The sequence below is a fragment of the Streptomyces sp. NPDC004561 genome (assembly GCF_053602155.1).
Window position 1 is genome coordinate 1 of the sequence record NZ_JBSGDB010000338.1, and the last position, 10,089, is coordinate 10,089.

The window sequence follows — 10,089 nt, forward strand, 5'->3', positions numbered from 1 at the left end:
GCGGGCGCCCCGGCAGGCCGTGGCGGGACTGGCCGACGGACCGGCCGGGCCGCGCGACCTGGCCGCCCTGGCCGCGCTGACCGGCTGGGACGCCCTCGCGCCGATGGCGCTGCTGCGGCACGGGCGGGACACCACGACACGGCGGGCGCTGTCCCGGGCGGGCTTCACCGACGGGTTCGTGGAACGGTTCTTCCGGCCGTTCCTGTCCGGGGTGTTCCTGGAGGACGGCCTGGAGACGTCCAGCCGGTTCTTCCACCTCGTGTGGCGGAGCATGGCCCGCGGCACCCTCTGCCTGCCGGCCGGCGGCATCGGGGCCGTGCCCGAACTGCTCGCGTCCCGGCTCCGCCCCGGCGCCCTCGCCCTGGAGTCACCGGTGACGGCCCTGACGGACGAGGGCGTCCTCGTGGACGGGGACCGGCCCGTGGCGGCGCGGGCGGTGGTCGTGGCGGCGGGGCCCGGTGCGGCGGCCCGCCTGCTGCCGGACCTGGCGGTACCGCCGTACCGCACGGTCAACACCTACTACCACCTCGCCGCCCGCTCCCCCTTGCGCGAGCCGATGCTGATGACGGACGCGCGGGGGCGTTTCGCCAACAGCTGCGTGATGAGCGAGGTGCACCCCGCGCACGCCCCGCGCGGATGCGCCCTGGTGGCCACCTCGGTGCTCGGCGCCCACGTCGAGGGCAGGGAGACGGGTGTCCGGGCGGCCCTCGCCGAGTGCTACGAGACCGACACCGCCGGCTGGGACCTGATCGCGACCCGCACGGTGGAGGAGGCCCTGCCCGCGATGCCGCCCGGGCTGCCGCTCAGCCGCCGCAGCCGGGTGGGAACCGGCCGTTACGTCTGCGGCGACCACCGCGCCACGGGCTCGGTCCAGGGGGCGCTGGCATCGGGAGCCCGCGCGGCCCGGGAGGTGACGGCGGAGCTGGCGGGCGGCTGACGTCGGGACATCGGGCCGGACCATCCGACGGCGGGGCGATCGGAGCGGCTAGCCGGGGATCGCCCTGCTCACCGCTGCTTGTCACGGGCCCGGCGGAAGCGGTCCAGTCCCTCGGAGAGTTCGACGATCGGGTCGGGATAGTCGAGGGCGGCGCGGTCCAGGCTCGGCAGCTTCCACGGCTCGTGCACCGACGGGGCCTCGACTCCGGAGAGTTCGGGGAGCCAACGGCGCACATAGGTGCCGTCCGGGTCGTACTTCTTGGCCTGTGTGACCGGGTTGAGGACCCGGTTGGGGCGGGTGTCGGTGCCGGTGCCGGCCATCCACTGCCAGTTGAGCTGGTTGTTGGCCACGTCGCCGTCGACCAGCCAGTGCAGGAAGTGGGCGGCGCCGATCCGCCAGTCGACGTAGAGGGTCTTGGTGAGGAAGCTGGCGGTGAGGAGCCGGGCGCGGTTGTGCATCCAGCCCTCCTGGCGCAACTGCCGCATGGCCGCGTCGATGACCGGGTAGCCGGTGCGGCCCTCGCGCCACGCGCCGATGTCGGAGGCGGCGGTGCGCTCGGTGCGCCAGCGGTCGCGCTTGGTGCGGTAGTCGGCATGGGCCGTCCCGGGGCGTGCGGCGAGCACCTGCCGGTGGAAGTCGCGCCAGGCGAGCTGCCGTACGAACGCCTCGGCGCCGGCTCCGCCGTGCCGGCGGGCGCGGTGCACCAGCTCCACCGGGGACAGGGTGCCGAAGTGCAGGTGGGCCGAGAAGCGCGAGGTGGCGTCGGCGGCCAGGTCGTCTCGGGTGGTGTCGTAGGCGTCCAGGCCGCGGCGCCAGTAGGCGGCGGCCTGCTTGCGGGCCTCGCTCTCCCCGCCGGGCGGCAGGTCCGGGGACGCCCCGGTGGTCCCGTCGTGCGCGGGGACCCGTTCGCCGCGCGCCTCGTCGGGTACCGGCACCCGGCGTGGGGCGCCGGCGACCGGCCGCAGCGGCACCTGCGCCCACTGCCGGTAGTACGGGGTGAAGACGGCGAAGTGGTCGGAGGCGGCGGGGGTCACCGCGCCGGGCGGTACGGCGACGGTGACCGCGTCGTGCACGAACAGCCGGCGGCCCGCCGCCTCCAGAGCGGCGCGCAGGCGTTCCTCCCGGCGCCCGGCGAACCCGCTGTACCCGGCCGACATGTGCACCTCGTCGGCGTCCGTCTCGGTCACCACCCGGCACACCTCCTCCACCAGGTCACCGGAGCGCAGCACGAGACGGCCGCCCCGGGCGCGCAGCGAGGCGTCCAGGTCCGCCAGGCAGCCGTCGAGGAAGGCGCAGCGGTTGGCCGCGGCGAACCCCGCCGCCTCGACGGCGCGGTCCCGCACGAACAGCGGTACGACGGCGCCGGCCGCGTCCAGCGCGGCACGCAGCGGCGGATGGTCGTGCAGGCGCAGATCGGCGGTGAACAGGACGACCGAGACGTGCATGGGCGTGAGCTTCCTCGGGATGAGCGACGGCAACCGGTACAGAGGTCTTCGGCCGCGACCGCGACGGCGGATGCGCTCACGCCGTGAGCGTGCGACCCGTGCCCGAGGCGCCGAATTCAGTCCGAAAAGCTTCCCCCCGGAGTCGCCGGCTCCTTCGTGATGCGGGTGATCGATCTCCGAGCCGCGCGCTCAGTTCCCGTATTCACTCGAATGGCTCTGCCTACAAAGCCTGTCGCGGGGCAACCGTCGAGGTGCCACTGGGGCGTGGCCTTCTCGCGCTCCCGTCGCGATGGGCGCAGCGGCCGATCCCCGAGCAGGCAGCGGCGCTCATCACCTCCCAGGAGACGGGCGACCCGACCGCATCCGCTCCGCGGCGCCATCCGGAAGTGGGAGTGCGGGCGGCTTCGGGCTTGCGATCGGGCGCGGCGCCACCGTCACCGACGGAGGTCCGCCGGCGCCCTGGGGGGACGGCAGAGCCCACGTTCCACCTCACCTGGGAGGCGCCATGCACGGGACCGGCCGGACCAAGCGTCTGCACACCGACATGACCATCCATCTGGTCCTCAGCGCCACCGAAGCCGTCCCGATCGAGGTCCGCTTCAGCTACGACTCCACCGATCCGCTCGCCGTGCGACTGGACTTCGGCGGCGGTCCCGAGACCGTCGCACCCTGGCTGTTCTCCCGGGACCTGCTGTACGAGGGCCTGCGCACCCCCTCCGGCGAGGGCAACGTCCGCGTCTGGCCGCCCTGCCGCTGTCACGGCCCCACCACGGTGCGAATCGTCCTGCGCGGCGGGGGCGGCGCCGCCGCGCTGTACGTGCCGGCCACCGCGTTCCAGGACTGGCTGACCGACACCTTCACCGCGGTACCCGCAGGCACCGAGGCCTCCCACCTGTGCTGGGACGACGTCGTGGCGGAACTGCTGCGCCACGACTGACCGGATACCGGCGCGTCCCCGGCGTGCACGGCGCCGGCCGCCCCGGACGTCGCAGCGAGGCAACCGGGGCCCGCCCGCACCCGTACACTCGCTAGCCGTTTGTACAGGCGAAGGAGGAGCAGGACAGTGAGCCAGCACGACGTGACCGGCCATGCCTGGGGTGACGCACCGATCTACGACAGGCTCGTCCAGGAACGCGGCGACATACCGGCTGATGTGAACGCCGCGGCCACGCGGCTCCTCAGGGAGACCGATCGAGCGATCAACTTCGGCTCGCTGCTCTCGTAGCGGACTGATCAGCACCCCCGGCCCCAGGGGCCACCGCCGCGAGAGTCCGGGCGGTGGCACAGGGCCCCCCGCGGCGTGGGCCGTCAGCCATGTCGCCACGACGCGCATCGCGCCCCCGTTCTCCGCGCCGGTCGGCAGCCGTATCCCGTGACGGTTGGTCAGCGGGCGGCGGACGTACGGCTTCCATGCCGCTCCTGCCGCCCCGAGCGTGTTCGCTCCGACCCATTGTGTTGTGCCTTGTGCCCCCTTACTGTTCGACTTTGCCTGAGTCTGTTCGATCCTGAGTCCTCAGACGGCATGGAGGCGCAGTGCGGAGCAATCGGATCGGTTCAGAAACCGCGAGACCCGGCCGCCGACGGTGGTGGAGGGCCGTCCTCGCGACAGCCGCGACCCTCGCCCTGGCCACGGGCATGACCGCGCCCGCGGCGGCGCGCGACGGCGGCGGGCAGGCACCCGCCGCCGCGTCCGCCGCCGGTCCGCGGGCGCACACGGTGAGCCTCGACGGCTACTCGTTCCTCGTCGACGGCAGGCGCACCTACCTGTGGTCCGGCGAGTTCCACTACTTCCGGCTCCCCAGCCCGGACCTGTGGCGCGACATCTTCCAGAAGATGAAGGCCGCCGGGTTCAACGCCACCTCGTTGTACTTCGACTGGGGATACCACTCGCCGAAGCCCGGTGTGTACGACTTCAGCGGGGTGCGCGACGTCGACAAGCTGCTCGACATGGCCCAGGAGGCCGGGCTCTACGTGATCGCGCGCCCGGCGCCGTACATCAACGCCGAGGTCGACAGCGGCGGCCTGCCCGGCTGGATGACCACCAAGGCCGGGCACAACCGCAGTGACGACCCGCAGTTCCTGAAGTACGCGGACGAGTGGCTGACCCGGATCGACCGCGTCATCGCCCGCCACCAGCTGACCGACGGCACCGGATCGGTCATCGCCTACCAGGTCGAGAACGAGTACTACAACGGCTCGGCCGCCGGCCGCTCCTACATGAAGCACCTGGAGGACAAGGCCCGCGCCGACGGCATCACGGTACCGCTGACCGGCAACAACAACGGCACCTTCAACTCCGGTACGGCCGCCCTGGACGTCGACGGACCGGACTCCTATCCCCAGGGCTTCAACTGCTCGAACCCCTCGAAGTGGAGCGGCGTACCCGACATCGGCTACGACCACCCGGCCGGCAAGCCGCTGTACTCGCCGGAGTTCCAGGGCGGCGCCTTCGACCCCTGGGGCGGGCCGGGCTACGACAAGTGCGCCCAGCTGATCAACGACCGGTTCGCCAACGTGTTCTACAAGCAGAACATAGCCGTCGGCGCCACCGCGCAGAGCTTCTACATGACCTACGGCGGCACCAACTGGGGCTGGCTGGGCATGCCGGAGAACTACACGTCCTACGACTACGGGGCCGCGATCCGCGAGAACCGCCAACTCGATCCGAAGTACTACGAGGACAAGCTGCTCGGGTACTTCACGCAGTCGGTCGCCCCGCTGACCAAGACCGAGGCGATCAGGGCCACGCCGCCGGACGACTCCGCGATCGTGAACACCGCCCGGATGAACCCCGACACCAAGACGCAGTTCCACGTCCTGCGGCACGGGAACTCCACCTCCACGGCGGTCGACAGGACCCATGTCTCGCTGGACTTCAACGCCCAGCCGTCCGCGGACACGACGTACACCTGGGACGACCCCGACTCCGCGCTGCAGTACGCCGGTTCGTGGTCGCACGTGGCCGACCAGAGCTACACCGGCGGCGACTACAAGCACACCGAGTCGTTCTCCGACAAGGCCGGCGACTCGGTCACCGTCCCCTTCGACGGCACCGCGATCCGCTGGATCGGCTCGAAGACCGGCAACCACGGCTACGCCGACGTCTATCTCGACGGCGCCAAGGTGGCGACGGTGGACGACTCCGGCGGCGAGAACCAGGCGGTGATCTTCCAGAAGACCGGCCTGGCGCCCGGAGCACACACGCTGAAGATCGTCGTCGTCGGGAACCACAGCTCAGGGTCCACGGACGACTTCGTGTCCATCGACGCCGTCGACGTGCCGACGGCCGCCGCCTCGCAGCCGACCTACCCGGTCGTACCCCAGCAGCCGGGCACCGCGATCACCCTCGACGGGCGCGACTCGCACGTGATCGTGGCGAACTACCGGCTCGGGGACTCGCAGTTGCAGTACTCGACGTCGGAGATCATGACCCACACGGCCATCGGCGACCGGGACGTCTCCGTGCTCTACGGCGACCCGGGCAGCGACGGCGAGACCGTGCTGCGCTACTCCGCCAGGCCCACCGTGACCAGCAGCGGCGGCACGGTCACGACCACCTGGGACGCGGCCACCGGTGACCTGCGGCTGAACTACACGCACAAAGGCCTGATCCGCATCGGCGTCAGCGGCGGCGGAAAGCGCCCGCTGCTGCTCCTCGTCGGCGACAAGGCCACGGCGGAGAACTTCTGGCGCCAGGACACGGCGACCGGCCCGGTGCTCGTGCGCGGCACCCACCTGCTGCGGACGGCGACCAGCCTGGACGGCGGCCACACCGTGGCGCTCACCGGCGACAACGCCGACGACGGGAACATCGAGGTGTTCACCTCCGCCGACCATGTCACCTGGAACGGCAGGCCGTTGGACACCCGGGCCACCGACACGGGGAGCCTCACCGGGGAGATCCCGGTGGCAGCCCCGGTGCACCTGCCGGCGCTGACGAACTGGAAGCACGCCGAGGAGTCCCCCGAAGCGGCTCCCGGTTTCGACGACTCCAGCTGGCAGGTGGCGGACAGGACGGCCACCAACAGCGTCTCCGGCGTCAACTCGCCGCCCGTGCTCTACGCGGACGACTACGGCTTCCACACCGGCAACACGTGGTACCGCGGCCGCTTCCACGCCACCGGCAAGGAGACCGGCATCCACCTGGTCTCGGACTCCGGCGGCAAGGCGCAGGCGTTCTCCGCCTGGCTCAACGGCGCCTTCCTGGGCAGCTCCACCACAGGCAGCGCCGATCTCACCTTCCCGGCCGGTTCGGTGAAGTCGGAGGGCGGCAACGTGATCTCCGTGCTCACCGTGAACATGGGGCACGAGGAGGACTACAACTCGACCAACGGCAACAAGACCGCGCGCGGCCTGACCAGCGCCTCCCTCGTCGGCGCGCCGTTGACTGCCGTCACCTGGCGGCTGCAGGGCGTGCGGGGCGGCGAGGACCCGCAGGACACGGTGCGCGGCCCGCTCTCGACGGGCGGCCTGTACGGCGAGCGGGCCGGCTGGTCCCTGCCGGGCTACCCGGACGGCGACTGGAACCAGGTGTCGCTGCCGACGACCGACACCCGTCCCGGGGTCTCCTGGTACCGCACCGACGCCGAACTGGACCTGCCGCACGGCCAGGACACCTCGCTCGGGCTGACGTTCACCGACGATCCGTCCCGCAAGTACCGTGCCACGATCTTCGTGAACGGCTGGCAGGTCGGCAACTACGTCAACTACCTCGGCCCGCAGCACACCTTCCCGGTTCCCGACGGCATCCTGAATCCGAACGGCCACAACAGCATCGCCGTCGCCGTGTGGAACCTGGACGGCGGCACCGGCGGTCTCGGCAGGGTCTCGCTCACCGACTACGGCAGCTACGCCTCGTCCCTGCGCGTCGCGCAGAACGACAGTCCCCGCTACGACCACCGGAAGTACGCGATGCCGGAGCGTCCGGGTGTGGATGTCACCCTGGACGTGCCGAACACCGCTCAGCCGGCTCAGGCCTTCACGGCCGAGACGACGGTGCGGCTGCCGGAGGACCGGCCGTCCGCCTCCGGTCTGACGGCCTCACTCTCCGTGCCCGACGGCTGGAGTGCGAGCGCGACGAGCCCCACGTCGGTCCAGCGCCTGGAACCCGGCGGATCAGCCACGTTCACGTGGAGGGTCCAACCGCCGGCCGGGAAGCTCCCGTCCGCCTCGGCACTCACCGCCACGGTGCACTACGTGCAGAACGGGCGGCAGGCCGCCGGCGTCGACGAGCGCGTCATCGGCGGGCTCCCGCCGGCTCCACCGGCCGGGAAGAGCGCCGTGAGCGACCTGCCGTTCCTGTCGTCCACCAACGGGTGGGGTCCGGTCGAACGCGACAGCAGCGTCGGTGAACAGGCCGCCGGGGACGGCCGTCCGATCCGTGTCGCAGGCGTCGGATACGCCAAGGGCCTCGGCACCAATTCGGTCAGCGACGTCGAGCTCTACCTCGCCGGAAACTGCTCTCGGCTGACGGCGGACGTCGGTGTCGACGACGAGACAGGTGGTGGGGGGACGGTGACGTTCTCGGTGATCGCCGACGGCAGGACCTCGGTGACCACGCCGACGATCCGCGGCAGACAGGCCGCGGTGCCGATCGACGTCGACGTCAGCGGCGCCCAGGTGGTCGACCTCAAGGTCGGTGACGCCGGCGACGGCAATGGCAACGACCACGGGGACTGGGCGATGCCGACGCTGACCTGCAGCTGACGGACGCCGGTGACGGGGGCCGGCCGGCGGGGCGCCACAGGCGCATCCGTCCGGCGGGCCCCTGGCGCGAATGAGAGCCCCCGCCCTGCTCGCCCGCACACAAGGCACCCCGCGCCCGTGGTCCGCACACCCGGCGGAGTAGTCACGGTGGCTACCCCCGCACGATGACCACGGGTGTGCCATGGGTGATGCTGTGGGCTGTGACAGCTGATCTTCGCCGTGTCGGAGCCGAACCCGAGGACGCAGACGGGGGCGGGGGCGCCGGTCCCGTGTCCGCTCCGCCGTCGCTCCCTGCCGAGCGCGCGCAGCGGCCACCCCGCTCCCGGCTGCGGCGGTGGCTGCGGCGCGGCGCGCTGGGCTGTGCCGGCCTGCTGGTGGTCGTCACGGCGGCCTCGTTCGTCTACAACAGCGTGACGGCGGGACACGCCGCGCCCCCGCGGGGGCTGAGGTACGTGCAGGCCGCCGACATCCGCACGCGCTACCAGACCTGGGGCACGCAGGGCCCGCCGGTCGTCCTGGTGCACGGCGCCTTCGAATCCGTGGACACCTGGTCGCGCCTCGCCCCGCTGCTCGCCCGCGACCACCGGGTGTACGCGCTCGACCTGACCGGCGACGGATACAGCGAGCGCCACGGCCCGTACACCGTGGACCATTTCACCCGGCAGCTTCTGGGCTTCCTGGACGCCGTGCACCTCGGCGGTCCGGGCGAGCGCCCGCTGCTGGTGGGGCACTCCAGCGGAGCCGCCGTGGTCACCGAGGCGGCGTTGCGGGCCCCGGGCCGGCTGGGGGGTGTGATGCTCCTCGACGGCGACGCCCTGGACACCGCTGCCGGGCCGCCGCCGGCCTTCAAGTACGTGCTGATCGACCCGTACCGCACCAGCCTGCTGCGGCTCGGGCTCGGCATCGACGCCGTGATCCGGGGCGTCTACGACGCACAGTGCGGGCTTGCCTGTCCGCGCCTGGACGCCGCCGGTCTGGATCAGTGGCGACGCCCGCTCCGGGTGCCGGGCGCGGAGGACGCGCTCTGGAGCATGCTGGCCGCGGGTGTGCCGGGGCTGCCCGCGGACCAGGTCGCCCGGCTCGCCGGTGTGCGCCTGCCCAAGTCGGTGGTGTTCGGCGCCCAGGACGACGTGTTCACCCGGCAGACCCCACAGGAGACCGCCCGGCGCATCGGCGCACCCCCTCCGACGCTCATCCCGGGCGCCCGGCACCTGACGATGATCTCCAGCCCCGAGGCGGTCGCGACGGCCGTGGACGGGCTAACGGCGGCATCGGCCGCGGCATCTCGGTGACAGTCCCAGACGCCCGAACAAGGTGACTAGGCGATCGGGTCGGTCGCGATGGCCTGTTCCGTCCAGATGATCTTGCCGGTGGTGGTGTACCGGGTGCCCCACCGCCGGGCGAGCTGGGCCACGATGAGCAGGCCCCGCCCTCCCTCGTCGGTGGTGCGCGCGTGGCGCAGGCGTGGCGAGGTGCTGCTGGCGTCGGAGACCTCGCAGATCAGGCCCCGGTCCTTGATCAGGCGGAGGCAGACCGGCGCGGTTCCGTGGCGGATGGCGTTGGTGACCAGTTCGCTGACGATGAGTTCCGTGGTGAACGTCAGATCGGGGATGCCCCACTGGGTCAGCTGCCGGGTGGCGAGGGCGCGGGCGTCCGCGACTGCGGCCGGATCGCTGGGCAGGTCCCAGGAGGCGACGCCGTCCCGGGCCAGGACGCGCGTCCGGGCGAGGAGCAGGGCCGCGTCGTCGGCCGGCGGACCGTTCAGGAGGCTGTCGATCACCCTGCGGCCGGTTTCCTCGAGGGTCGGTCGGGGCGCCGCGAGGGCGTTGTCCAGCCGGGCAAGCCCGACGTCGATGTCGCGGTCGAAGGACTCGATGAGGCCGTCGGTGTAGAGCGCGATGAGGCTGCCCTCGGCCAGCTCCAGTTCGACGGACTGGAACGGCAGGTAGCCGAGGCCGAGCGGCGGGCCCGCGGGCAGGTCCAGGATGTCGGAGCCGCCGT

At 72.2% G+C, this 10,089-nt stretch carries 7 protein-coding genes; 5 read left to right on the top strand and 2 right to left on the bottom strand.

Going from position 1 to position 10,089, the window contains the following annotated elements; translation table 11 throughout:
• A partial coding sequence (locus ACWEN3_RS32765) for an FAD-dependent oxidoreductase (RefSeq protein WP_452978223.1) occupies positions 1–937 on the top strand: 937 nt, incomplete at its 5' end.
• A gap of 68 nt (positions 938–1,005) precedes the next feature.
• Here ACWEN3_RS32765 and ACWEN3_RS32770 read toward each other — a convergent pair.
• On the bottom strand, positions 1,006–2,382 hold the full coding sequence (locus tag ACWEN3_RS32770; protein WP_452978226.1) for a cryptochrome/photolyase family protein: 1,377 nt from the start codon (positions 2,380–2,382) through the stop codon (positions 1,006–1,008).
• Positions 2,383–2,887: 505 nt separating this feature from the next.
• On the opposite strand from ACWEN3_RS32770, the gene ACWEN3_RS32775 reads away from it, so the two are divergent.
• The 4 genes from ACWEN3_RS32775 to ACWEN3_RS32790 all read left to right on the top strand — a co-directional run bounded on the left by ACWEN3_RS32775 (position 2,888) and on the right by ACWEN3_RS32790 (position 9,380).
• Positions 2,888–3,319 (top strand): SsgA family sporulation/cell division regulator, encoded by a 432-nt coding sequence (locus ACWEN3_RS32775; protein WP_452978229.1) that lies wholly within the window; start codon positions 2,888–2,890, stop codon positions 3,317–3,319.
• A gap of 126 nt (positions 3,320–3,445) precedes the next feature.
• Positions 3,446–3,607, top strand: a complete 162-nt coding sequence (locus ACWEN3_RS32780; RefSeq protein WP_452978232.1) for a hypothetical protein — start codon at positions 3,446–3,448, stop codon at positions 3,605–3,607.
• A gap of 308 nt (positions 3,608–3,915) precedes the next feature.
• The gene (locus ACWEN3_RS32785) at positions 3,916–8,088 is read left to right on the top strand and encodes a beta-galactosidase (protein WP_452978235.1); all 4,173 of its coding nucleotides are present in this window, start codon (positions 3,916–3,918) and stop codon (positions 8,086–8,088) included.
• A gap of 269 nt (positions 8,089–8,357) precedes the next feature.
• Entirely contained in the window at positions 8,358–9,380 is a 1,023-nt protein-coding gene (locus ACWEN3_RS32790) for an alpha/beta fold hydrolase (RefSeq protein WP_452978237.1), read from the top strand.
• Positions 9,381–9,406: 26 nt separating this feature from the next.
• Here the strand turns inward: ACWEN3_RS32790 and ACWEN3_RS32795 are convergent.
• On the bottom strand, positions 9,407–10,089 hold a 683-nt coding region (locus ACWEN3_RS32795), incomplete at its 5' end, for an ATP-binding SpoIIE family protein phosphatase (protein ID WP_452978240.1).